At 73.3% G+C, this 24,364-nt stretch carries 20 protein-coding genes; 6 read left to right on the forward strand and 14 right to left on the reverse strand.

The genetic code is table 11. The features are described 5' to 3' along the window. Positions 1–172 precede the first annotated feature (172 nt). Positions 173–1,297, reverse strand: a complete 1,125-nt coding sequence (locus ACWEV0_RS30860) for an ROK family transcriptional regulator (protein WP_453152975.1) — start codon at positions 1,295–1,297, stop codon at positions 173–175. A gap of 116 nt (positions 1,298–1,413) precedes the next feature. Here ACWEV0_RS30860 and ACWEV0_RS30865 point away from each other — a divergent pair, with 116 nt between their 5' ends. The 3 genes from ACWEV0_RS30865 to ACWEV0_RS30875 all read left to right on the forward strand — a co-directional run bounded on the left by ACWEV0_RS30865 (position 1,414) and on the right by ACWEV0_RS30875 (position 4,871). Next, positions 1,414–2,622, forward strand: a complete 1,209-nt coding sequence (locus ACWEV0_RS30865) for an MFS transporter (protein WP_453152976.1) — start codon at positions 1,414–1,416, stop codon at positions 2,620–2,622. Between the two features lie 79 nt (positions 2,623–2,701). Further along, positions 2,702–4,096 carry a uracil-xanthine permease family protein gene (locus ACWEV0_RS30870; protein WP_453152977.1) on the forward strand — a complete coding sequence of 465 codons (1,395 nt, stop codon included), beginning with the start codon at positions 2,702–2,704 and terminating at the stop codon, positions 4,094–4,096. A gap of 73 nt (positions 4,097–4,169) precedes the next feature. Then, entirely contained in the window at positions 4,170–4,871 is a 702-nt protein-coding gene (locus tag ACWEV0_RS30875) for a DUF5995 family protein (RefSeq protein ID WP_453152978.1), read from the forward strand. A gap of 13 nt (positions 4,872–4,884) precedes the next feature. Here the strand turns inward: ACWEV0_RS30875 and ACWEV0_RS30880 are convergent, their stop codons facing one another. Further along, positions 4,885–6,582, reverse strand: coding sequence for a flavin monoamine oxidase family protein (locus ACWEV0_RS30880; RefSeq protein WP_453152979.1), 1,698 nt, complete (start codon positions 6,580–6,582; stop codon positions 4,885–4,887). Between the two features lie 64 nt (positions 6,583–6,646). After that, positions 6,647–7,453 carry a carbon-nitrogen hydrolase family protein gene (locus ACWEV0_RS30885; protein WP_453152980.1) on the reverse strand — a complete coding sequence of 269 codons (807 nt, stop codon included), beginning with the start codon at positions 7,451–7,453 and terminating at the stop codon, positions 6,647–6,649. 360 nt (positions 7,454–7,813) lie between these two features. Between ACWEV0_RS30885 and ACWEV0_RS30890 the strand changes: the two genes are divergently transcribed. Continuing rightward, positions 7,814–8,362, forward strand: coding sequence for a Repetin (locus ACWEV0_RS30890; protein ID WP_453152981.1), 549 nt, complete (start codon positions 7,814–7,816; stop codon positions 8,360–8,362). Positions 8,363–8,421: 59 nt separating this feature from the next. On the opposite strand, the gene ACWEV0_RS30895 is transcribed toward ACWEV0_RS30890, so the two are convergent. Both ACWEV0_RS30895 and ACWEV0_RS30900 read right to left on the reverse strand, forming a co-directional pair. Beyond that, positions 8,422–8,877 (reverse strand): Lrp/AsnC family transcriptional regulator, encoded by a 456-nt coding sequence (locus ACWEV0_RS30895; protein WP_030691274.1) that lies wholly within the window; start codon positions 8,875–8,877, stop codon positions 8,422–8,424. Between the two features lie 10 nt (positions 8,878–8,887). Further along, complete coding sequence (locus ACWEV0_RS30900; RefSeq protein WP_453152982.1) at positions 8,888–10,396, reverse strand: amino acid permease; 1,509 nt, start codon at positions 10,394–10,396, stop codon at positions 8,888–8,890. Positions 10,397–10,728: 332 nt separating this feature from the next. Here ACWEV0_RS30900 and ACWEV0_RS30905 point away from each other — a divergent pair, with 332 nt between their 5' ends. After that, a complete protein-coding gene (locus ACWEV0_RS30905) occupies positions 10,729–11,790 on the forward strand; it encodes a GDSL-type esterase/lipase family protein (protein WP_453152983.1) in 1,062 nt (353 codons plus the stop codon). A gap of 73 nt (positions 11,791–11,863) precedes the next feature. Here ACWEV0_RS30905 and ACWEV0_RS30910 read toward each other — a convergent pair whose 3' ends face one another. From ACWEV0_RS30910 to fmt, 7 genes are all read right to left on the reverse strand, one after another. Continuing rightward, entirely contained in the window at positions 11,864–13,306 is a 1,443-nt protein-coding gene (locus tag ACWEV0_RS30910) for a GuaB1 family IMP dehydrogenase-related protein (protein WP_453152984.1), read from the reverse strand. A gap of 65 nt (positions 13,307–13,371) precedes the next feature. Further along, the gene (locus ACWEV0_RS30915; protein WP_453152986.1) at positions 13,372–13,776 is read right to left on the reverse strand and encodes a barstar family protein; all 405 of its coding nucleotides are present in this window, start codon (positions 13,774–13,776) and stop codon (positions 13,372–13,374) included. After that, positions 13,773–14,207, reverse strand: a complete 435-nt coding sequence (locus tag ACWEV0_RS30920; RefSeq protein ID WP_453152987.1) for a ribonuclease domain-containing protein — start codon at positions 14,205–14,207, stop codon at positions 13,773–13,775. The genes ACWEV0_RS30915 and ACWEV0_RS30920 overlap by 4 nt, the downstream gene beginning before the upstream one ends. Positions 14,208–14,538: 331 nt before the next feature. Continuing rightward, positions 14,539–15,588 (reverse strand): sugar-binding transcriptional regulator, encoded by a 1,050-nt coding sequence (locus ACWEV0_RS30925; RefSeq protein ID WP_453152988.1) that lies wholly within the window; start codon positions 15,586–15,588, stop codon positions 14,539–14,541. 187 nt (positions 15,589–15,775) lie between these two features. Next, complete coding sequence (rpe, locus tag ACWEV0_RS30930) at positions 15,776–16,459, reverse strand: ribulose-phosphate 3-epimerase (protein WP_453152989.1); 684 nt, start codon at positions 16,457–16,459, stop codon at positions 15,776–15,778. Between the two features lie 140 nt (positions 16,460–16,599). Then, the gene (locus ACWEV0_RS30935) at positions 16,600–18,042 is read right to left on the reverse strand and encodes an RsmB/NOP family class I SAM-dependent RNA methyltransferase (RefSeq protein ID WP_453152990.1); all 1,443 of its coding nucleotides are present in this window, start codon (positions 18,040–18,042) and stop codon (positions 16,600–16,602) included. Between the two features lie 94 nt (positions 18,043–18,136). After that, on the reverse strand, positions 18,137–19,069 hold the full coding sequence (gene fmt / locus ACWEV0_RS30940; protein WP_453152991.1) for a methionyl-tRNA formyltransferase: 933 nt from the start codon (positions 19,067–19,069) through the stop codon (positions 18,137–18,139). A 272-nt stretch (positions 19,070–19,341) separates the two neighbouring features. Between fmt and ACWEV0_RS30945 the strand changes: the two genes are divergently transcribed. Beyond that, on the forward strand, positions 19,342–19,866 hold the full coding sequence (locus tag ACWEV0_RS30945) for a hypothetical protein (protein WP_453152992.1): 525 nt from the start codon (positions 19,342–19,344) through the stop codon (positions 19,864–19,866). A 303-nt stretch (positions 19,867–20,169) separates the two neighbouring features. Here the strand turns inward: ACWEV0_RS30945 and ACWEV0_RS30950 are convergent, their stop codons facing one another. Both ACWEV0_RS30950 and ACWEV0_RS30955 read right to left on the reverse strand, forming a co-directional pair. Further along, complete coding sequence (locus tag ACWEV0_RS30950) at positions 20,170–22,326, reverse strand: primosomal protein N' (RefSeq protein ID WP_453152994.1); 2,157 nt, start codon at positions 22,324–22,326, stop codon at positions 20,170–20,172. A 165-nt stretch (positions 22,327–22,491) separates the two neighbouring features. Next, entirely contained in the window at positions 22,492–24,159 is a 1,668-nt protein-coding gene (locus ACWEV0_RS30955) for a hypothetical protein (RefSeq protein WP_453152995.1), read from the reverse strand. Between the last annotated feature and the right edge of the window lie 205 nt (positions 24,160–24,364).

The following is a 24,364-nucleotide window of genomic DNA, read 5'->3' on the forward strand; positions in this document are numbered from 1 at the left end:
CGTGACCCGGTCCTGGTCGATGTCGGTGTCCTCGGAGCACTTGCCGATCGCCATGGTGACCCGGCCCCAGTTGGGGTCGCAGCCGTGCACGGTCTCGATGCGCGCGGTCTCGATGCGCGCGGTCTCGATGCGCGCGGTCTCGGTGCATGCATACGGTCTCGGTGTGCGCGGTCTACGGGAAGAGGGCGTCCTGGGCCGCGTCGCGGGCCCGCAGGAGGGCGCCGCGCAGGACCGCCGCGTCGCCGAGGGCGGTGGCGCGGACCTCGGTGCGCAGAGGCGAGAGCGTGGCGAGCACGGTCTCGACGCGAGCGGCGAGCTCCGGACCGCCCTGGTGGCCGGTCTCGCCGGCCAGGACCACGCAGCCCGGGTCCAGGACGGCGGCCACCGCGGCCGCGCCGACCGCGAGGCGGTGGGCGAGGGCGTCCAGGAAGAGGCCGTGACCGGAACCGAGCGCGGTCGCCGGGTCGAGGCCGTGCGCCACGGCCAGGGCCTCGACGGCGGCCACGCAGGCCAGCTCGTGGAAGCCGCCGTCGCAGCCGAAGGCCGATGGCAGCCCCGACGTGCCGGGCACGGGCAGGAAGCCGATCTCACCGGCGCCGCCGGAGGCCCCGCGGCGCAGCCGCCCGTCGAGGACGACCGCCGCGCCGACCCCCTGGCCGAGCCAGAGCAGGACGAAGTCGTCCCGGTCGCTGGCCGCGCCCTCGCGCAGCTCGGCGACGGCGGCGAGGTTGGTCTCGTTCTCGACCAGGACGTCTGCCGGGAGCCGCTCCTGGAGGGCGCCGATGAGCCGGCGGTGCCAGGCGGGCAGTCCGGTGGAGTCGCGCAGCTCGCCGGTGGCCGGGTCGATGAGGCCGGGCGCGCCGACGGCCACGGTGTGGAGCCGCTCGACGCCGGCCTCCTTCGCCGTCCGCTCCAGGAGCGTGACGGCCTTCTCCACGGCGGGGCCGGTGCCGGCGTCGTCGCCGACGGGCGCGGCCGCCTCGGCCAGCGTGGCGCCGAGGAGGTCGGTGACGGTGACCGCCACGGACCGGGTCCGCACGTCGAGCGCGGCGAGATGGGCGCGGTCGGCGACGATCCCGTACAGCTTGGCGTTGGGGCCGCGGCGCTCGGCGCCGGCCTCGCCGACGACATGGACGAGTCCGGAGCCGCTGAGCCGCTCGACGAGGTCGGCGACGGTGGGGCGGGAGAGTCCGGTGAGCGTCTTGAGCTGGGTGGCCGTCAACGGGCCTTCGTCCTGGAGCAGGCGCAGGGCGAGCCGGTCGTTGATGGCCCGGGCGGTGCTCGGGGATGCGGCCATGCGGTGATCCTCTCAGATGCCCGCCGGGCACGGGCCCCTCTCCGTACTATTTATCAGGCAGGGTTCCTGATAGTTTACTGCCCGTCCGAGGAGCGACCACTCTCAGGGGAGGGCACATGGCGGCGGAGACCGTCTTCACCACCGAGCGGCTGCGACGGGCGCGGTTCGCCGTCGCGGCCGTCTTCTGCGTCCACGGCGCGGTCACCGGCAGCTTCGCGACCCGCATCCCGTGGATCCAGGAGCACGCGGGCGTCAGCGCCGGCCAGCTGGGGCTCGCCCTCGCCTTCCCCGCGATCGGCGCCTCGCTCGCGATGCCGCTGGCCGGCTCGATCAGCCACCGCTTCGGCGCCCGCACGGCGCTGCGCGGGCTGCTCGCCCTGTGGACCCTGGCCCTGACGCTGCCCTCGCTCGCGCCGAACGTGTACGGCCTGTGCGCGGCGCTCTTCGTCTACGGCGCCAGCGCGGGCATGTCCGACGTCGCCATGAACGCGCTCGGCGTCGAGACCGAGAACCGGCTCGGCCGCTCGATCATGTCCAGCCTGCACGGCATGTGGAGCGCGGGCGCCCTGCTCGGCTCGGCGGCCGGCACCGTCGCCGCCCACCTCGGCGGCGACGCCCGCGTGCACCACCTGATCGCCGCCCTGGTGCTCACCGCCCTCGGCCTGGCCGCCTGTCAGGGCGTGCTCGACCTGCGCAGCGCGCCCGAGGAGGAGGCCCCGCCGCGCTTCGCGCTGCCTCCGAAGTCCGCCCTGGTCATCGGCGCGATCGGGTTCTGCGGAGTGTTCGCGGAGGGCGCGAGCCTCGACTGGTCGGCCGTCTACCTCAAGCAGGAGCTGAGCACGTCGGCCGGCCTCGCCGCCGCCTCGACCACCGCCTTCGCGCTCACCATGGCCGTGGCGCGGCTGGTCGGCGACCGGGTGGTGGACCGCTTCGGCGCGGTCCGTACGGTACGGGCCGGGGGCGCGGCCGCCACCCTCGGCGGGCTGCTCGTGGTCCTCGCGCCGCACGCGGCCGTGGCGATGGCCGGTTTCGGGCTGATGGGCCTCGGCGTCGCGGTCGTCGTCCCGCTCGCCTTCGCCGCCGCGGCCCGCAGCGGCCCGAACCCGAGCCAGGCGATCGCGGGCGTCGCCACCATCACGTACACCTCGGGTCTGGTCGCCCCGTCGGCGATCGGCGGCATCGCGGACGCGACCTCGCTGGTGGGCTCCTTCGGCCTGGTCACGCTGCTCTGCTTCGGCCTGGTGCTCGGCGCGGGGGTGCTCAGGTCCGGGGCCCGTGCCGGCGCGGGCGCGGCCCCGGCCCGTACGACGGAAGAGGTGCGCTGACCTGCGGCCCTTACCATGTGGCTGGTCTTCATCCGTGGATTGACCTCCGCATTCACCCCCTGAGAACTGGAGCGAGCACATGAGCCTCGGCGTGCGCTGGACCCTGCACGGCGACGGGAGGACACCCGCTCCCGGGGCCGTCGTCCGGCCCGACGAGCGCCTGTCCTGGCCGCGAACGGTCGGGCTCGGCGCCCAGCACGTGGTGGCCATGTTCGGGGCCTCGTTCGTGGCCCCGGTGCTCATGGGTCTCGACCCGAACCTCGCGATCATGATGTCCGGTGTCGCCACCGTGATCTTCCTGCTCGCGACGCGCGGCACGGTCCCCTCGTACCTCGGCTGCTCGCTCTCCTTCGTGGGCGTCGCGGCCGCGATCCGGGCGTCCGGCGGCACCAGTGCCACGGTCACCGGGGCGGTCTTCGTGGTCGGCGCGGTGCTGTTCCTCGCGGGTCTCGCGGTGCGGAGGTTCGGCGCGCGGATCATCCACGCGGCCATGCCGCCGGTGGTCACCGGCGCCGTGGTCATGCTGATCGGCTTCAACCTGGCGCCGGTCACCGCCTCCGTCTACTGGCCGCAGGACCAGTGGACGGCGCTGCTCGTGATGCTCTTCACCGGTCTTGCCGTGGTCTGTCTGCGCGGCTTCTGGTCGCGGATCGCGATCTTCCTCGGCCTGATCTTCGGCTACACCATCTCCTGGGTCTTCGACCTGGTCTTCGGCAGGATCCACTCGGTGTCGCCGGGCGGCCAGGTCACCGACCACTGGCGGCTCGACCTCTCCGGCGTCGCCAAGGCCGACTGGATCGGCCTTCCGTCGCTGCACGGTCCGAGCTTCGAGTGGTCCGCGATCCTCGTGGCGCTGCCCGTCGTCATCGCGCTGATCGCCGAGAACGCCGGCCACGTCAAGGCCGTCGGCGAGATGACCGGCAGCTCGCTCGACGACAAGCTCGGCACCGCGATCGCCGCCGACGGCGTCGCGTCCATGCTCTCCACGGGTGTCGGCGGCCCGCCCAACACCACGTACTCCGAGAACATCGGCGTCATGGCCGCCACCCGCGTCTACTCCACCGCCGCCTACTGGGCCGCGGCCGGCTTCGCGCTGCTCTTCGGCCTCTGCCCCAAGTTCGGCGCGGTCGTCGCCGCCATCCCCGGCGGTGTGCTCGGCGGCATCACCGTGATCCTCTACGGCATGATCGGCCTGCTCGGCGCCCAGATCTGGATCAACGCCAAGGTCGACCTGCGCAACCCGCTCAACCTGGTCCCGGCCGCGGCCGGCATCATCATCGGCGTCGGCGGCGTCAAGCTGACCTTCACCGACACCTTCGAACTCGGCGGCATCGCGCTCGGCACGATCGTGGTCATCACCGGCTACCACGTGCTGCGCGCCTTCGCCCCGGCGCACATGAAGCAGCAGGAGCCGTTGCTCGACTCCGGCACCAGCTCGTACGAGACGGGCGAGGAGTCCGCGGCCAAGTCCTGACGCATTCGCCCGTTCTGGCGAAGCCGGGCGGCGGAACCGCTCCGTCCGGCTTTCCGGCTGCCACCCTGCACCCATGGCGCAGACGCAGCACCTCCAGCTCGGACCCTTCACGGCCGTCGACCCCGTGGTGGACCGGATGCGGACGCTCCGCGCGGCCTGGCATCCGGCCGACGGGGTCGCCGTGTTCAACCGGGTCTACCTGACCGTCACCGAGGAGATCGGCCGGGCCATCGAGGCGGGCGCCTTCGCCGACCGGCGGGCCGCCGCCACCCTCGACGTGCGGTTCGCCCAGCGCTATCTCGCGGTGGTCGACACCGTCGCCACCGGCTGCCCGGCCCCCGCCTGCTGGCGGCCGCTGTTCCACTACCGCCGCCATCCCGGCGTACGGCCGCTCCAGTTCGCCCTCGCCGGGATCAACGCGCACATCGGGCACGACCTGGCGCTCGCGGTGGTCGACACCTGCCGGACCCTGGACTGCGCGCCGAAGGAGCTGGAGGACGAGTTCGACCGGGTCGGCGACGTCCTCGTCCTCCTGGAGGAGCGCATCCGGGACGAACTGATGCCGGGCCCGGACCTCCTGGAGGTCGCGGACCCGCTGACGCATCTGCTCGGCTGCTGGAGCCTGGACCGGGCCCGCGACGGGGCCTGGCTCGCCGCCCGCTCGCTGTGGCAGCTGCGGCGACTGCCCGACCTGGCCGAGGAGTTCACGGAACGCCTCGACCGGTCGGTCGGCCTGGTGGGGCGGATGCTGCTCACGCCCCTCGCCAGGCCCTAGGGGAACTGCCGGATCAGTCCTCCGGCAGCTCGACCGGGGCGATCTCGTCGTACACGTCGCCCGGGCCCGGGTTGGTGCCGTCGGTCGCGCCGCCGAAGTGGTGCATGACGCCCCACACCGCGTTGAGCGCGGTCTGCACCGCGCCCTCGGCCCAGCCGGCCGTCCACGAGATGTCGTCGCCGGCGAGGAAGATGCCGCGCTTGTCCTCCGGCAGCCGGTCCTGCATGAAGTGCGTGAACAGGCGGCGCTGGTAGCGGTAGTGGCCCGGCAGGTTCGCCTTGAAGGCGCCCATGAAGTAGGGCTCGTTCTCCCAGGAGACCGTCACCGGGTTGCCGATGATGTGCTTCCGGATGTCGACCTTCGGGTAGATCTCGCCGAGCGACTTCAGCATGACCTCCATCCGCTCGGTCGCGGAGAGCGGCAGCCACTTCAGGCTGTCGTCGCACCACGTGTACGAGAGGCAGATGACGGCCGGCTTGTCCGGACCGTCGTCCAGGAGGTAGGTGCCGCGGGTCATCCGGTCGGTCAGCGTCATCGACATGACGTCCCGGCCGGTCTCCTCGTCCTTGTCCAGCCAGAACGGCCGGTCCACGGGCACGAAGAGCTTCGAGGACTCCATGTAGTGGGTGCGCTCGATCGCGGTCCAGTGGTCGATCGGGAAGAGCGAGTCGTCGCAGGCGATCTTGGAGAGCAGCATCCAGGACTGGGCGGTGAAGATCGCCGCCTGGTACGTGCGGATGTCGCCGGACGCGTCGGTGACGGTGATCCGGTTGCCGGCGGCGCGGTTCAGCCGGGTGACGGCCGGCTTGGGCTGGCCGCCCTCGTGCAGCGAGGCCAGCGAGGTGCCCTGCGCCCAGTGGACGATCTTCTCCGGCTCGCGCTCCCACAGGCGCAGCGGCAGCTGCTGCGAGCCGCCGACGATGCCGCGGTGGTGGTCGTCGGCCTCGGTGTAGACCACCCGCAGGATCTCCAGGATGGAGTTCGGGAAGTCGGTGTCCCAGCCGCCGGTGCCGAAGCCGACCTGGCCGAAGATCTCGCGGTGCCGGAAGGACTTGAATGCCTCGGACTCGCAGAGGAAGCCGTAGAAGGTCTGGTTGTCGAGCTTCTCGACGAGCTTCGCCCAGATCTCGCGGATGCGCGGGACGTCGCGCTCGCGCATGGCGCGGTTCATGTCGGAGAAGTCGGCACCCTCGTCGAGGCACTTGTTCCAGGCCTCTGCGACGTCGCGGTAGACCTGCGGCAGGTCGGCGATGGTCTCGGCGTAGTGCGACTCGCCCTTGAGGTCGACGACGGTCGACGGGGTGGCCTCGGCCAGCGGGTTCGGGAACGGCCGGGTGGTCAGGCCGACCAGGTCGATGTAGTGCTGGAGCGCCGTGGAGGAGGGCGGGAAGCGCATCGCGCCCATCTCGGCGGTCAGGCCCTCGGTCTCCGGGCCCTCGAAGCCGACCGTGCGGAGCCGGCCGCCGATCTGGTCGGCCTCGTAGACGACGGGCTTCATGCCCATCTTCATCAGTTCGTAGGCGGCGATGATGCCGGACAGGCCGCCACCGATGATCGCGACCTCGGTGCCGTGCTCGGTGGCCGGGATCTGGCCCAGGCCGGCCGGGTGGGCCAGGAAGTCGTCGTAGGCGTACGGGAAGTCCGGACCGAACATGGTGATCGGCGGCTGGCCGTCGGTGTGCTGGACGGCAGTGGGCACCGTGGACGTCATGGGGTACGGACTCCTTGCACGAAACGGGTGAGGCAGGTGAAGCGGGGGCGGGCGGGGGACGGCTCTAGACGAGGGAGCCGTACAGGCCCGGGCGGCGGTCGCGGAGATAGGGGTTCTCCGCGCGGGAGGCCGCGAGGAAGTCGGTGTCGGCGTCGCCGAGGACCAGGTCGTCGCCGCGCCCGGCGCGGGCCCGGGCGGTGCCGTCGGGGCCGGCCAGGACGGACAGGCCGACGAACTCGAAGTCGCCCTCGGGGCCGGTCCGGTTGGCGTACGCGATGTAGAGCTGGTTCTCGAAGGCGCGGACCGGGACGACGGAGAGCGGGATGATCTCGGCCGGGTGCATCAGCGCGGTGGGCACCAGGAGGAGGTCGGTGCCGGCCAGCGCGTGCGCCCGGACGTTCTCGGGGAACTCGACGTCGTAGCAGATCATCAGGCCGACCGTGAGGCCGCCGAGCTCCGCCTGGACGACGGCCTCGTCGCCGGGCGTGAACCACTTCGCCTCGAAGTCGCCGAAGAGGTGGGTCTTGCGGTAGTGGACGAGCCGGGCGCCGTCGGGACCGAAGAGCTGGGCGGAGTTGTAGATCACGCCGTGCCGCTCGGTGTCGCGCTCCGGGTAGCCGTAGCCGACGGCGAGGCCGTGGCGGGCGGCGATGGCGGCGACCGCCTCGGCGGAGGGGCCGTCGGCCGGCTCGGCCAGGCGGGCCATGGCGTCGCCGATGGCGTAGCCGGTCAGGAACAGCTCGGGGGCGAGCAGCACGTCGGCGCCGGCGGCGGCCGCGCGGCCCGCGGCCTCCTCGAGGACCTTGAGGTTGGCGGCCACGTCACCGAGCTCACCGGAGCTCTGGAGCAGGGCGGTGCGCAGCGCGGGCATGGGCCGTCCTCGGAGGTCGAAGTTGAGGGAGGAATTCAAGGGGAAGCTGTCAAAAACGGTACGGTTTCGGGCTCGGCCGAAACAAGGCGAGACCGTTGCGGACCGACCGTCGAACCGTTGCGCGCTCACCCGCCGCAGCGGCGATTCGTTGCGCACCCCCCATGGGCATGATCGTCCGCACGGCGTACGGCTCCCCGCCGCACGGCGGAGGCGGGGACCGTTCCCGGGCGCGATGTACGGACGCGGGCGGGCCGGAAGAGTGGTGGGCGTCCGGTCGAGGGGCCGGACGACCTGCCGAAAGGACCGCCTCCGATGGACCGCCCGACGAACCGCCCGACGAACCGCCGCACGAACCGCCGCATGAACCGGCTTGCGAAGAGCGCCGCCGTCGCCGCCGCCCTGCTGATCACCGCGGGTGCCGCCGGTTCCGCCACGGCCGACGCCGACTGGTCGGGCAAGGGACCGCGTGAGGCGGCCGCCCTGACCGGCACGGCGAAGCTCTACCGGCCGGCCGGCGACGACATCACGTTCAGCTTCGACGCGCATCTGGCGGCGAAGGACAACACGCACCCGGAGAACGCGACCGGCACCTTCCGGTTCAGCCACTACAAGGGCGACTGGGGCGGCTACGCCGTGGCGGAGGTGGACTGCCTGGCCACCGGCGGCAAGGTGGCCGTCGTGACGGGCCGGATCGTCGAGACCGACGTGCAGGAGTTCAAGGGCGCGCGGGTCGGGATCTCGGTGAACGACCTCGGTAAGCACGACCGGCTGGGCTACAGCTGGCTGACCCAGGCTCCGGAGAAGGGCGACGTCCCGAAGTGCCAGACCGCGCCGCCGTTCGAGAAGGTCAAGGAGGGCACCGGCGACTTCCACGTGCTGCCCTGGATCCTCGACTACCCGACCCGGTGAACGGCGGAAGGGCGGACCGCCCCACGGGGGTGGGCGGTCCGCCCTTCCGGACGGGGTTCTCAGGCGGGCGAGCCCGAGGAGAAGCGCCGCAGCAGCGGCGACAGCACGAGCACCGACTTCGTGCGCTCCACGAAGGGCTCGCCCGCGATCCGCTCCAGGACGCGCTCGAAGTGGCGCATGTCGGAGGCGAAGACCTGGACGACGGCGTCCGCGTCACCGGTCACGGTCGACGCGGACACCACCTCCGGATACCGCTCCAGGCCGCGCCGGATGTCCTCCGGCGAGGTGTTGTGGCGGCAGTAGATCTCGACGAACCCCTCCGTCTCCCAGCCGAGCGCCGCCGGGTCCACCCGTACGGTGAAGCCGGTGATGGCGCCCTCGGCCCGGAGCCGGTCCACGCGCCGTTTCACGGCGGGCGCGGAGAGACCGACCAGCGAGCCGATGTCGGCGTAGCTGCGGCGGGCGTCTTCCGCGAGGGCGTGGACGATGCGTTCGTCGAGGTCGTTGAGTCGCACTACGGGTGGATCACTTCTCTGCAGGGGCCTCTGCCAGGACCGGAGCGTCGGCCGTGGCCGTGGCCAGTCGGGAGCGGCGCATGCCGTACAGGAAGTAGAACACGAGTCCCGCGGCCATCCAGCAACCGAAGACCACCCAGGTCACGGTGTCGAGGCTGAACATGTTGTACGCGCAGAAGATGAAGCCGAGCACCGGGAAGACCGGGCCGAACGCCACCTTGAAGGTGCGCGGCATGTCCGGACGGGTGTAACGGAGCACGATCACCGCGATGTTGACCAGGCCGAAGGCGAAGAGGGTGCCGATGCTGGTGGCGTCGACGAGCTTGCCGAGCGGGATGACCGAGGCGAGGACGGCGCAGAAGAGCGAGACGATCACCGTGTTGACGCGCGGGGTGCCGGTCTTGGCGCTGACCTTGCCGAAGGCCTTCGGCACCAGGCCGTCGCGAGACATGGCGAAGAGGATGCGGGTCTGGCCGTAGAGCACGGTCAGCACGACGCTGGCGATGGAGATGACGGCGCCGGCGGCGAGCATGGTGCCCCAGAAGGTCTGCCCGGTGACGTCGTTCATGATCGCGGCCAGGGTGGCCTCGGAGCCCGCGAAGTCCTTCCAGTGCCAGGCGCCGACCGCGACGGCGGCGACGAGCACGTAGAGGACGGTGACGATGAGCAGCGAGAGCATGATCGCCCGCGGCAGGTCGCGCTTGGGGTTCTTGGCCTCCTCGCCGGCCGTGGAGGCGGCGTCGAAACCGATGTAGGAGAAGAACAGGCTGGCGCTGGCGGCGCCGACGCCCGACATGCCGAGCGGCATGAAGTCCTTGTAGTTGCCGGACTTGAAGCCCATGAAGCCGATGCCGCAGAAGAGGGCGAGCGCGGCGATCTTCACGACGACCATGATCGTGTTGACGACGGCGGACTCGCGGGCGCCGCCGAGCAGGAACACCATGGCGAGCAGCACGACGATCAGGCCCGGCAGGTTGATGATGCCGCCCTCACCCGGGGCGGACGACAGCACGTCGGGGATGGTGACGCCGATGGTGCCGTCGAGCAGCTCGTTGAGGTACTCACCCCAGCCGACGGCCACGGCGGCGACCGAGACGCCGTACTCGAGGACCAGACACCAGCCGCAGACCCAGGCGACGAGTTCGCCCATCGTTGCGTACGCGTACGAGTACGAGGAGCCCGCGACCGGGATGGAGCCGGCCAGCTCGGCGTACGAGAGGGCCGAGAAGAGCGCCGTGAGACCGGCGATCACGAAGGACAGCGTGACGGCCGGACCGGCCTTGGGCACCGCCGAGCCGAGCACGACGAAGATGCCGGTGCCGAGCGTCGCACCGATGCTGATCATGGTCAGCTGCCACATGCCGAGCGAGCGGCGGAGCGAGCCGCCCTCGCCCTGCCCACCCTCTGCGACCAGGCTTTCTACCGGCTTGCGGCGGATGAGGGCGGAGAGCCCGGAGGTCTTGCGTGCGGTCGGGACGGACATGTCCTCGACGGGTGGGGCTGCGCCGTGGTCAAGCACTGCGGGGGCTCCTTATCGCTGCCTGTGGACGAGCGGGGACCGCGGCGGTGACGTGGGCATGCCGAAAGAGACCCACGGGGGAAGGGGAACCGCCGAGCAGGCGGTCGCCGCCACTCCTGGTACGGGGCATGAGCCTAAGCGCTAATGCTTCGCACTCGTAATGCAGGGTTGTTGCGCAGTGGTGGATGATCATTGCGCGCTTCGGACCCAGACGGGGAAACATTGCGCGCTGCCGCATGAATCGACACATCGGGGGCATTGGCGCTGCTGCCGCGCTTATTGACTCCTCGGTGCGTTTGACCCACGCTGCACCCGCCCGAACGGAGGCCCTCATGAGCAGTCCGGCGCCCTGGCTGGAGCCCGAACCCTTTCTGCGCGGCACGGCCTGGCGGGACGGCGCCGGCCGGCCGGTACGGGCCGATCCGGCCGACCTGGCGCGGCTGCCCTGGGACGTCGCCGATCGGGCCGCGCTGCCCATCGGGGTGCGCCTGGAGTTCAGGGCGGCGCCCGGCACCAGGGCCGTGGAGGTGCGCTACCGGGCGGCCGTGCCCGGGGCGGGCGATCCACTACGCGCGTTGCGGCATGGCTTCGCGCTCTGGCGGGGCGGGCGGTGCCTCGCGGAGGTCTTCGCTGAGCCCGCGGAGCAGGCCACCCTTCGCCTCGAACTCCCGCCCGACGGTGGCGAGTTCACCGTGCGCCTGCCGGAGCAGCAGCGGCCGCTCGTCCTCGGGCTGCGGCCCGCACGCGGCGGCGTCCTCTCCCCCGCGCCGTACCGCCCGCGGTGGCTGGTGCACGGCGACTCGATCACCGAGGGCTGGTGGGCGACCCGGCCCGCGCACGCCTGGCCCGCGGTGGCCGGCCGGGCGCTCGGCCTCGACCCGGTGAACCTCGGCTACGCGGGCGGGGCGCGCGGCGAACTCCCGCTCGCCGAGCAGCTCGCCCGCCTGCCGGGCGCTCTGATCACCCTCGCCTTCGGCACCAACTGCTGGGCCTCCGTGCCCAGTTCGGCGCCACTGCTGTACGAGACCACCCGGGCCTTCGTCGCCCTGGTCCGCCGCGGCCACCCGGTCACCCCGCTGCTGCTGCTCTCCCCCGTGCTGCGCCCGGCGGCGGAACGCACCGGCAACGCCCTGGGCGCCACCCTCGCGGAGCTCCGCACGGCCATGGAGGAGGCCGTACGGGACCTCGTGGCGGCCGGCGACACCCGTCTCGCCCTGCTGCCCGGACGCCCGCTGCTCGGCCCCGAGCACCTCGCCGACGGCCTGCACCCGAACGACCGCGGCCACGCGCGGATCGCGGCGGCGGTGACGGGGGCGCTGCGGGCGAAGGGCTGGGTGGGGCGGGCGAGCGGGGCGGACAGAGCAGACCGAGGGGACCGGGCGGGAACGCCGTAGGGCCCCCGGGAACGGATTCCCGGGGGCCCTACGGACGGTGGTCTATGCCGATATGCCGATGGGTCTCGGCCGACTAGCTCCAGCTGGCGTGCAGCGGCTTGCCCTCCGCGTAACCGGCGGCGGACTGGATGCCGACGACGGCCTTCTCCTCGAACTCGGCGAGCGAGGCCGCACCGGCGTAGGTGCAGGAGGAGCGGACACCGGCGATGATCGAGTCGATCAGGTCCTCGACGCCCGGACGCTGCGGGTCGAGGAACATTCGGGAGGTGGAGATGCCCTCCTCGAACAGCGCCTTGCGGGCGCGGTCGTACGAGGACTCGTCGGAGGTCCGGTTCTTGACGGCGCGGGCCGAGGCCATGCCGAAGGACTCCTTGTAGGCACGGCCCTTGGCGTCGTGCTGGAGGTCGCCCGGGGACTCGTAGGTGCCGGCGAACCAGGAGCCGATCATCACGTTGGACGCGCCGGCGGCCAGCGCCATGGCGACGTCGCGCGGGTGCCGGACACCGCCGTCGGCCCACACGTGCTTGCCGTACTTCCTGGCCTCGGCGGCGCACTCCAGGACGGCCGAGAACTGCGGCCGGCCCACGCCGGTCATCATGCGGGTGGTGCACATGGCGCCGGGGCCCACACCGACCTTGATGATGTCGGCGCCGGCCTCGATGAGGTCCTTGACGCCCTCGGCGGCGACGATGTTGCCGGCCACGATCGGGACGTGCGGGTCGAGCGCCCGGACGGTCCTGATCGCGCTGATCATCGACTCCTGGTGGCCGTGCGCGGTGTCGATGACGAGCGTGTCCACGCCCGCGTCGAGCAGCAGCTTGGCCTTGCCCGCCACGTCGCCGTTGATGCCGACGGCGGCGGCGATGCGCAGCCTGCCCTTGCCGTCCACGGCCGGGCTGTAGAGGGTCGCGCGCAGCGCGCCCTTGCGGGTGAGGATGCCGACCAGCTTGCCGTCGGCGTCGACTGCCGGGGCGTAGCGGCGGTTGGCGGCGTCGAGGGTGTTGAACGCCTCGCGCGGCTCGATGTCGGCGTCCAGCAGCAGCAGGTCCTTGGACATGACCTCGGACAGCTGGGTGAAGCGGTCCACGCCGGACAGGTCGGCGTCGGTGACGACGCCGATCGGGCGCCGGTTCTCGTCGACGACGACACCGGCGTCGTGCGCGCGCTTGGGCAGCAGCGAGAGCGCGTCGGCGACGGTCTGGTGGGGCTCCAGGACGATCGGGGTGTCCAGGACCAGGTGGCGGGACTTCACCCAGGCGATGACGTCGGTGACGACGTCGATCGGAATGTCCTGCGGAATGACGACCAGGCCGCCACGGCGGGCGACGGTCTCGGCCATGCGGCGGCCGGCGATGGCGGTCATGTTGGCGACGACGAGCGGGATCGTCGTACCCGTCCCGTCGGGCGAGGAGAGATCCACGGCCTGACGGGAACCGACGGCCGAGCGGCTCGGCACCATGAACACATCGTCGTACGTGAGGTCGTACGGCGGCTTGACGTCATTGAGGAAACGCACGTGCTGACATCCCAGTCGTTCGGATCGGCCCCTAGGCATTTCAGCCAGGGGAAAAAGCACGTAGTTCAGTGTTGCATGGGGGGTGCCGCGGGTGGAGGGGGCGGATCGTCCGAGCCTGACGCGGGGGCGTCTGTCGGATCCTCCAAATCGGCGAGTTCGCCGCCGAGCCAGAGCAGTACCGCGAGGCCGGCCGAGCTGGTCCGGGCAGCCGCCGAGAACACCTCCTGGGCGATGGCCCACTCCTCCGGTTCGGCCTCGGCATAAGCCTGCCAGCCCGTCACCACGATCGCCATGGGTCGGTGCATATCCGCGAGACAGTCGGCGAGCGCGTCCCAGTTGCGGCCGAACCAGATGGGCAGCGGGAGCGCGCGGACGCAGCGGTTCATGAAGGTCGTCTTGTCGGTGACCCCGTGGAGGTCGAGGACGGTGAGGTCCCCGAGCTCCTCGAGTCTCGCCCCGATCCCGGTCATCCCGCGACCACCTCCCGGAAGCTCGCGTAGTGGTCGTCCGTGTAGTAGATCTCTCCGTCGCCGCCGGTGACGAGCCGTCGGGCCCCGCGGTCGCGCTCGCCCGGGGTCCTGACCGTGTACTCGTGGTAGTAGCCGCGCTTCTGCTTCGGCAGGACGCGCTCGAAGTTCGAGAAGACGGCGCCGTCCTTGGCATACGGGAAGGGCCCGCCGGCCCGGATGAGGACCAGCGTCTTCCGCGCCTCGGCCGGCAGCCGCGACTCGAGGACGGTGGGAAGACCGGAGCGCGCGGACGGCGCGGCCGTCGAAACCGCTGCCGTCGTACGGGACGGGGTGGCCGAATCGGCGCTCGCACCGCCACCGGAGCACCCCGTCAGGAACAGCGAGACCCCGGCCAGCAGGGCGAGCCCGAGCCGGGCGCATCGAGAAAACATGCCCCGATGCTGCCATCGAGCCCGCGGGGCCGCCCGGGGGACGCGCCGCCGGGAGAGAGGCGGCCTGGGGCCGGCGGAGGCGGAGCCGGACGGGCGGGAGACGCACGGCCCGGAGGGAGGCGGACCTGAGCCGGGCCGAGGCGGAGCCGGACGGACCGGGACACGGACCGCCCTGGCGGCGGCCGGGCCGGAGCCGGACCGGCAGGGGCACGGCCCGCTCCGGAGCGGACCGCCCCGGAGCCGGACCGCCCCGGAGCCGGACCGCCCCGGAGCGGGACCGCCCCGGAGCCGGTCCGGACCGGAGTCAGGCCAGGGTCCTGGCCCCGTCTGCTCAGATGCCGTCCGGGTCCGCGCGGTCGAGGGCCGGGCGGGGGCCGGGGCTGAACTCGCTCAGCAGGTAGTCGGCGGCCGAGCGGTCGGTCACCAGGCTGGTGACGAGACCGGAGCGGAGCACCGCGCCGATCGCCGCCGCCTTGCGGTAGCCGCCCGCGATGGCGACGACCTCGGGGATCCGGCGCAGCCGGTCCGCCTCGACGGTGATGCACCGCTCGCCGAGGTCGCGGCCGACCCGGCGGCCCTCCGCGTCGAAGAGGTGCGCGGACATCTCGGCGGCGACGCCGAGCGAGGCGTAGTGGGCGCGCTCCTCCTCCGACAGCATGTCGTGGACGGTGGAGACGCCCGGCTCCCAGGAGCCGATGGACACGCAGGCGACCGTCACCTTGTCGAAGTACTCGAAGGCCCGGGCGATGCCGGTCTGGCTGCGCAGCGCGTTGGCGGTCGCCGCGTCGGGCAGCAGCATCGGCGCGTAGATGGGGTGCGCCTCGCCGCCGGACACCTGGGCGGCCCGCCGGACCGCCTCGACCGAGCCGCGCTCGGCCGTGCCCGCGTCGTACACGCCGGTGAGCTGCACCACCGTGCAGGGCGGCAGCCGGTCGAGGGCGGCCGCCATGTGGATCGTGGAACGGCCCCAGGCGAGGCCGAGCACGTCGCCCTCGGTGACCAGCTCGCCGAGCAGGTCGGCCGCGACCTCGCCGAGGTTCTCCGGGTCGGGCGACTCTTCCTCGCCGTCCGCCGGGGACTCGACGACGACGGCATGACGCAGGCCGTAGCGGGCGCGGAGCGCGTCGGAGCGCTCTGCGTCCAGCTCGGCCGGTACGCGGATCTCGATGCGCACGAGGTCGCGCTCCAGGGCGGTCTCCAGGACCCGGGCCACCTTGAAGCGGCTCACGCCGAACTCCTCGGCGATCTGGATCTTGGACTTGCCCTCGAGGTAGAAGCGACGGGCCATGGCCGCCGCCTGCACGAGCTCCGCGGGTCCCATCCGCAGGGCTGACCGTCCCGCCGACATACCCGCCACCGCGATCTCCTCACTGCTGTTCACGTGCCGCTGCCGCGCTTCATTTGCTGCTGGTGCTGCCACTGGTGTTGCCAGGGCTAGCGACTGCTGTTCTTACTGGTGCTGTTCACACTCTGGACCCACTGTTCATCCTGTCAGATCCGGCGGGCCCTGAACGGCCGTGTCGGCAGCCCGACGGACCGCGTTCACGTACCGGTGGGTCAGTGGAGGCTCAGTGGCCACACGCCCACGCGGCGGAGGCGCTCGCGGCCTCCGCCCTGTCCCGCAGCGAGCGGACCGCGGCGGTCGGGTCGGCGGCTCCGTAGACGGCGGAACCGGCCACGAAGACGTCCGCGCCGGCCTCGGCGCACCGCTCGATGGTGGACTCGGAGACGCCGCCGTCGACCTGGAGCCAGAGCTCGAGGCCGTGCTTGGAGATCAGCTCACGGGTGCGGCGGATCTTCGGCAGCATGATGTCGAGGAACGCCTGACCGCCGAAGCCGGGCTCGACCGTCATGATCAGCAGCATGTCCAGCTCGGGCAGCAGGTCCTCGAACGGCTCGATGGGGGTGGCCGGCTTGAGCGCCATCGACGCCCGGGCCCCCTTGGCGCGGATCTCCCGGGCCAGGCGTACGGGCGCGGCCGCGGCCTCCACGTGGAAGGTGACGGAGCCGGCGCCGGCCTCCACGTACTGCGGGGCCCAGCGGTCCGGGTCCTCGATCATCAGGTGGCAGTCGAGCGGGGTGTCGGTGGCCCGGGCCAGCGACTCGACGACGGGCACGCCCAGCGTCAGGTTGGGCACGAAGTGGTTGTCCATCACGTCGACGTGCAGCCAGTCGGCCCCGTCGACCGCCTTCGCCTCATCGGCGAGCCGGGCGAAGTCCGCGGACAGGATGCTGGGATTGATCTGCGCCATGTGCCAAGCCTGCCATGTTCTTGAGGACTTCTTTGCCGCTGCGGAGTTTGAATCCTAGGGGGTACCGAGCGTACTGGTACAGACCAGGAGAAAACTCCGCCTCGGAGTCACCTTGGAGCCGCTTCGGAGCGGCCTCGGCGTCAGGCCGTGCGGCGGATCAGCGCCAGATACATGGCGTCCGTACCGTGCAGATGCGGCCACAGCTGGACGTCCGGACCGTCGCCGAGGTCCGGTACGCCGGGCAGCAGCGGCCGGGCGTCGATCAGCTCGGCGCCGCCACCCGTCTTCTTCAGGACGTCGTCGACGACGACCCGGGTCTCGGCCAGGTGCGGGGAGCAGGTCGCGTAGCCGACCACGCCGCCTACCCGGACCGCTCGCAGCGCCTCGGTAAGCAGCCCCCGCTGCAGCGGGGCGAAGCCGTCGAGGTCGCCGGGGCGGCGGCGCCAGCGGGCCTCGGGGCGGCGGCGCAGCGCGCCGAGCCCGGAGCAGGGCACGTCCATCAGGACCCGGTCGAAGCTGCCCTCGCCCCACGGCGGGCGGGTGCCGTCGGCGGCGATGACCTGGTACGGGCCGGGGTTGCCGGCCAGCGCGCGCTCGACCAGGCGGGCGCGGTGCGGCTGCTTCTCGGAGGCGAGCAGGGCGGCACCGCGCTCGGCGGCGAGGGCGCCGAGCAGGGCCGCCTTGCCGCCGGGGCCGGCGCAGCCGTCGAGCCAGCGGGCGTCGGGGCCGTCGAGCGGGGCGTTGGCGAGGGCGATCGCCACGAGCTGGCTGCCCTCGTCCTGCACGCCGGCCCGGCTCTCCCGTACGGCCTCGATGGTGCCGGGGTCGCCGCCCTCCGCCATGCGGAGCGCGTACGGGGACCAGCGGCCGGGCTCGGTCTCGGCGGCCTGCTCCAGCTCGGCGACGGTGGCGCGGCCGGGGCGGGCGACCAGGGTGACCTCGGGCCGCTCGTTGTCGGCCGCGAGCAGCGCCTCGATGCCGGCCCGGCCGCCGCCGAGCGCGTCCCAGAGCGCGGACACGACCCAGCGCGGGTGCGAGTGGACGACCGCGAGGTGGTCCTCGGCGTCCTCGTCGTACGGCGGCGCGACCCGCGCCACCCACGTCTCGAAGTCGTCCTGCGCGATCTTGCGGAGGACGGCGTTGACGAACTTGGCCCGCCCGTCCCCGAGCACCACCCGCGCGAGCTCCACGGTCGCGGACACGGCGGCGTGGCTCGGGATCCGCGTCCCGAGCAGCTGGTGCGCCCCGAGCGCCAGCACGTCGAGCACCGGCGGGTCGACCTCCCGCAGCGGCCGGTCCACGCACGCCGCGATGATCGCGTCGTACGTCCCCTGCCGCCGCAGCGTCCCGTACACCAGCTCGGTCGCGAGCGCCGCGTCCCGCCCGTCGAACCCCTCGTTCTTCTCCCGCGCCTTCTTCAGCAGCGGCGGCAGCACGAGGTTGGCGTACGCGTCCCGCTCGTCCACGGCCCGCAGCACCTCGAAGGCGAGGATCCGCACGGGATCCTTCTTCGGCCGGCGGTGGGGCCTGGGGGCCTTGCCCGAGGTGGGCTTGGGCGCACGACGACGTGCCTGCTCGCTCAAAGGTGCTCCGCGTGACGAAATGAGGGGTCGAACCCCCTCAGCCTACGTCCGCGCGCCGCGACCGGGGAAAACGGGCCCTCGGGGCCCGGCCCGGTCAGGCCCCGACCCGTTCCCCGGCCGCGATCCGGACGCCGCGGGCCCAGTCCGCCGCCTTCATCGGCTTCTTGCCCTGGGGCTGGACCCAGAGCAGTTCGACGGCGTGGGAGCCGGTGCCGGCGTACACGTTGTTCTTGCCGACGGCGAGTTCGCCGGGGGCGAGGTCGGTGCGGTCCGGGAGGAGGGCGACCTGGATGAGCTTGAGGCGTTCGCCGCGGAAGAGGGTCCAGGCGCCGGGGGCCGGGGTGCAGCCGCGGACGACGCGGTCGACGCGGAGGGCCGGGGCGGCGAAGTCGACGTGGGCGTCCTCGACCTGGATCTTCGGGGCGAGAGTGATGCCGTCGGCGGGCTGCGGGACCGCCTTGAGGGCGCCGTCCTCGATGCCGTCCATGGTCGCCGCGAGCAGCCCGGCGCCCGCGAAGGCGAGCCGGGTGAGCAGGTCGCCGCTGGTGTCGGTGGGGCGGACGTCCTCGGTGACGACGCCGTACACCGGGCCGGAGTCCAGGCCCTCCTCGATCAGGAAGGTGGAAGCGCCGGTCACCTCGTCACCGGCCATGATCGAGTGCTGCACGGGCGCGGCGCCGCGCCACGCGGGCAGCAGCGAGAAGTGCAGGTTGACCCAGCCGTGGGTGGGGATGTCGAGGGCGACGCGGGGCAGCAGCGCGCCGTACGCGACGACCGGGCAGCAGTCCGGCGCGATCTCCCGCAGCCGGGCCAGGAACGCCTCGTCGCGCGGTCGCTCCGGCTTCAGGACCTCGATCCCGGCCTCCGCCGCGCGCTCGGCGACGGGGCTCGCGACGAGCCGCCGCCCGCGCCCCGCGGGGGCGTCGGGCCGGGTGACGACGGCGGCCACCTCGTGCCGCCCGGAGGCGAGCAGGGCGTCCAGGGCGGGTACGGCGACCTCGGGGGTGCCGGCGAAGACGAGCTTCACGCGCGAAAACCTCGTATCTCGGGGCGATGGGGGTGCCTCCCTGCTCGAGCGGAGCCGAAGCTCGGTCAGGAGGGCAGCGCACCAGTCTAGGCCGCGTCCGCCCTCGACACCCCCGGGGGCGTACGCGAGGACGAGCGCCCCGCGCATATGCGTATACGCCCCCGCAGCGTGACCCAACTCCCCGTGGCGCGTTGGTCAAGAGAGATTGACCGAAACGGGTCGCCCTCCCCCAGCGACCCGCCCCTTTTCACGCCGGTTCGAGAGGCTCATCCATGGCCGACCACGCAACCCACGACGCCCAGGCCCGGGCAAGTCTGCACCTGCTCGTGCGGGACATCGAGCGGGTCCGGCGGCAGGTGGACGCACTGCGCACGCTGACGGCCCAGCTGGGCAATGTCTACCGCCCTCGCCGCTCCGCCCCTTCGACGGGCTTCGTCGTCTACGGGCGCGCCCCCGCCCCGACCGTCCGTCTCGCCCAGGAACTGCGGGACAGCGTCGAGACCCTGGTCACCGCGGCCGTCGACTTCGACCGCTCGCTCGGGTTCTCGTGGGACGCGGTGGGCTCCGCGCTCGGAGTCACCAAGCAGGCGGTGCACCGCCGTTACGGCTCCCGCCGCGCCCCGCAGCCGGGCGGCGGCGCCCTGGAGCAGGACCGTACGGTGCAGGAGGCGGGCGCGACCCGCACGCTGCCGGTCGTCCCGACGGCCCGCAGCATGCCGCCGCAGCCGACCTCGGGCAGCCGGACGCTGCGCGAGGAGCCGCGCCCGCCGGCGTTCCCGGCACCGCGCAACGGCTGACCGTCGCAGCGCAGCCGAAGGCCGCCCGCCGGCGCTCCCGGACTCGTGCAACGGCCGACCACCACCGCACAGCCCACGCGCCCGTCGGCGCTCCCCGGCCCGCACAACGGCCGACCGTCGCAGCGACCCCCAAGGCCGCCCGTCGGCGCTCCCGGGCCCGTGCAACGGCCGACCACCACCGCACAGCCCACGCGCCCGCCGGCGCTCCCCGGCCCGCACAACGGCCGACCGTCGCAGCGACCCCCAAGGCCGCCCGCCCCCGCGGGCGGCCTTCGCTCGTTCACGGGGGCGCGCGGTGTCCGCTCAGCCGATGTCCGGGGGGTCCACCCGCACCCGTACCGGGTCACCGCCGCCCCGCGCCAAACGGGCCGCCTGGGCCTTCTTCAGGGCCGTGGCCAGGGCCGCGCCGCTGCCCGGCGGGACGCGGATCAGGGCCCTCTCCCACTGCTCGCCCGGCGGGGTGTCGCCGGGGCGGCGCGGGCCGCCGGGCCGGGTGACGGGGAGCGGGACGGGACCCAGGACCTCGGCGTCCGGGGGCAGTTCGGTGCCGGCCAGGAACGCGGCGAGGGCCTCCGGCGGGCCGGACACCGCCGCCATCCGGGAGACCGGCGGGAAGCCCAGCTCGGCGCGCTCGGCGAGCTCGCGCTGGGCGTGGCCGACGGGGTCCCAGCGGACGAGGGCCTGCACGGGCCGCAGGGTCGGCTCGGCGACGACCACGACGGTGCCGCCGTCCCCCTGGCCCCGTACGAGCGAGGCCGCGTCGATCCAGCGCCGCAGCGCCTCCTCGCCGGCCCGCAGGTCGGGGCGGCCGAGCATGGCCCAGCCGTCGAGGAGCAGCGCGGCCGCGTAGCCGCCGTCGGCGACCGGTTCGGCGCCCGGGGTGCTCACCACCAGGGCGGGGCGCCCGGGGACGCGGTCGAGGACGTGGTCGCGTCCGGAGGTCCGTACGGGTACGGCCGGGAACGCCCGGCCCAGCTCCTCCGCCGTGCGCCGGGCGCCCACGACCTGGGCGCGCAGCCGGTCGGAGCCGCAGGCCACGCAGTGCCAGTCGGGCGCGCCCCGGCCGCACCAGCCGCAGTGCAGCTCCCGCTGCTCCGGGGCCTCCAGGGGCCCGGAGCAGTGCCGGCAGCGGGCTGGCGTCCGGCAGCGCTCGCACGCCAGCCTCGGTACGTAGCCGCGGCGCGGCACCTGGACCAGCACCGGGCCCGCCTGCAGTCCCTCGCGCACCACCTGCCAGGCGAGCGTCGGCAGCCGGGCGGCACGGGCGGCCTCGTCGCGGGCGAGGTCGGTGTCGCCGACGGTGCGGACGAGCGGCGCTGCCGTACGCACCTGGTCTCGGGCCGGCAGCAGGGGCTGGGCCCAGCCGGACTCGACGAGCTGCGCGGCCTCGACCGTGCAGCTGGTGGAGCCGAGCAGGAAGGCGCAGCGGTCGTGGGCGGCGCGCAGCAGCAGCACGTCCCGGGCGTGCGGCTGCGGGGCGTGCGGCTCGCTGTGGCTGGAGTCACCGTCGTCCCAGATGACGGCGAGCCCTAGGTCCCGTACGGGCGCGAACATGGCCGCCCGGGTGCCGACGACGGCCCGCACGGCGCCGCGCCGGACGGCCAGCCACTGCGCGTACCGCTTCTCGGGGCCGGCCTCGGCGGTGAGCAGGGCGTGCCGGCCCTCGCCGAGCAGCCCGGTGAGGGCCGCGTCGACGCGGGCGGCGACCCTGCCGTCGGGGACGACGACGAGCGCGCCGCGTCCGGAGGCGAGGGTCGCGGCGACGGCCCGGGCGATCTCCTCGGCCCAGTACGGACCGGGCAGCGCGTTCCACACGGCGCGGGGCGCGCCGCCGCGCGCCAGCGACTCCAGGAACGCGGCCCCCCGCTCGTACCGCGCCCAGCTTCCCGGCGCGGGTGCGGCGGGCGGCGGCAGCGGCTCGGGCGAGGGCTTGCGCTCGGCGCTCGCGTTGCGCGGCGGGACGGCGAGCTGGAGCACGTCGGCGAGACTCCCCGCGTACCGGTCGGCGACCGCCCGGGCGAGCCCGAGCAGCTCCGGCCCGAGCACCGGCTCCGGTGAGACGACGTCGGCGAGCGCGGCCAGCGGCCCCGAGTAGTCCGACTCGGCGCGCCGCTCCACCAGGAACCCGTCGATCAGCCGCCCGCCCTCGCGCCGCCCGCCCCGCACCTTGTGCGACCCGGCCCCGAACCGGACCCGCACCCGCACTCCGGGGCGCGCGGCCGCGTCCAGCTCCTCCGGCACGGCGTAGTCGAAGAACTGGTCGAGATGGAGCACTCCCTTGTTGACCACGACCCGCGCCACCGGCAGCTCCTTCGCCAGCGCGGCCCCCCGCCAGGTCCGCGGCTTGGCCCGCGGCACCTTCGCCTGCCGCACGCTCTCCCGGATGAGCGCGAGCTGCTCGGGCTCCGGCTGCCCGGCCGGCCCCGGCTCCCCCGCGGACTTCTCGTTCTCGCTGCTCACAGCGTCATACCTACCAGACGCCACCGACAGACGGCCGGGGACCGGGGGACGGCCGCGGGACGGGCAGACAGCCACGGACGGGGAGACGGCCGCGGGACCCACAGGCGGGCGCGGAACGGCGAACGGCTGCCGCGGACCGGCGAACGGTCCGCGGCCGCCGTCCGGTCAGACGCCCGGCTTGGTGCAGACCGTGCTGGTGCCGTTGGTCACGCAGGCGCGCACCGCGGGGCTCGGCGTACCGGTCATGCCGGTGGCGCCGCTGGTGGTGCGCTGGGCGATCGTGCGGTAGACGCCGTCGGCGCCCTTGTCCTCGATCCAGATCCTCGCCCCGGCGGTGGCGGGCAGGGTGCCGTCGGCCCAGGCGTAGACGCCGGTGCGGGACCAGCGCGGTTCACCGGTCATCAGGGCCACCGAACCGCCGCCGGTCAGGCTGACGCGCTGTCCCTCGGTGGGGCCGCGCCAGAAGTAGGTCACCGCGGCGGGGTCGAGCCCGGTGCAGGGCTCGGCGCAGGGGGCGTCAGGGCCCTGCTGGTAGCTCGGCCGGAAGCCGCCCTCGCAGCCCCATTCCTTGCCGTCGTCGAAGCAGGCCCGGATCTTGCGGCTGCCGACCGGGTTCTGGACGAACATGCCGGTGTGGCCCGTGGTGGTGCGGGATGCCCCGGGCTGGGTGAGGGGCGTGAACACCATTCGCTCCTCGGCTCCCACCTCGTCCTGGTACTCGAGCCAGGCGCGCGCCTTGGTGCTGTTCGGCGGCAGCTCGGCCTCGGCCCAGCGGTACTCGTGCTCGGGGTCCCAGGCGGGCCGGCCCTCGTAGATCGTGACCTTGCCGCCCTGGTAGGCCGAGACCGAGGCGACCTGCCTCGGCCCGTTGTTCTCCACCCAGGTGGTGGTGGAGGGGTCGGCGCCCTCGCACGGCACCTGGGCGCAGGGCGCCTGGGTGGGCACGACGCCCGCGGTGCCGTCGTCCTTGGTGCAGTGCGTCTCGGTGCCGTCGGTCACGCAGGCCCGCACCTCGGTGAAGGGGTAGTAGGCATCGGTGTGGCCGGAGGTGGTGCGGCGGCCCTTGTCACCGCCGAAGGGGACGTAGATGTTGCCCCAGCGGCCCATGCCCCAGTACTGCTCCAGCCACATGCGGGAGCCGGTGGGGAGGTCGGCCTCGGCCCACGAGTAGGGGGTGCCGTACGCGGCCGTCCCGTTGACCATCTGGGCCGAGGCGCCACTGGCCAGCTGGACCTTCTTGGCCGGGTCGCGCACCGGGCCGCTCTTCCACGCGGTGACGGTGTCCGGGTCGACCTGTTCGCAGTGGTCCTGGCAGGGGGCGACCGGGGTGATCTCCCGGCTCTGGCTGGTGGTGGCGACGCCGTAGCCGCCGGTGCAGCCCTGCTGGACGCCGTCGTTGATGCAGGCCCGTACGAGCTCGCCGTCGTCGAACATGGCCGTGGTGCCCGAGAGCGTACGGAACGCCGACGGGTGGTTGATCAGGGCGGGCTCCTCGCTGAAGTCGTTGGAGACCATGTCGAACAGCCATGCCTTGACGCCCGGCTTCGCCGGCAGCGTCACCTCCGCCCAGGCGTAGGTCTCATAGCTGTCCCAGCTCGGCTTGCCCTGGTAGAGCTTCAGGCTCGCTCCGCTGCTCAGGGTGAACTGGTCGAGGATCTTGGGTGCCGACGCCCAGGAGGTCACGGCCTTCGGGTCGGCGCCGTCGCAGCCGTACGACGGACACGGTCTGGTCTGGGCGGTCACCGCGGCGGCCGGCACGGCGGACGCGCCGAGCAGCGCGATTCCGCACAGGGCCGAGGCGGCCGTCAGGAACCGGCGTAACTTTCCCCGCACTCTTCTCACTTCTCCTCTGGGTTCTGGACTCCGGAATCTGTGATCACCATCAACGCCCAGAGCCCTCTCGCCGCCCTCTCGGCGGCGTCCCTTCCGCCTCGGCCCCAGGGGCCGCCGAGGGGGGGCGGACACGCGTGAGGGCCCCGGTCCGCAGCGCGGGCCGGGGGCCTCACGGGGTCGCGGTGCGGCTTACAGGCCGGCGGGC

The sequence above is a fragment of the Streptomyces sp. NPDC003943 genome (genome assembly GCF_053605265.1).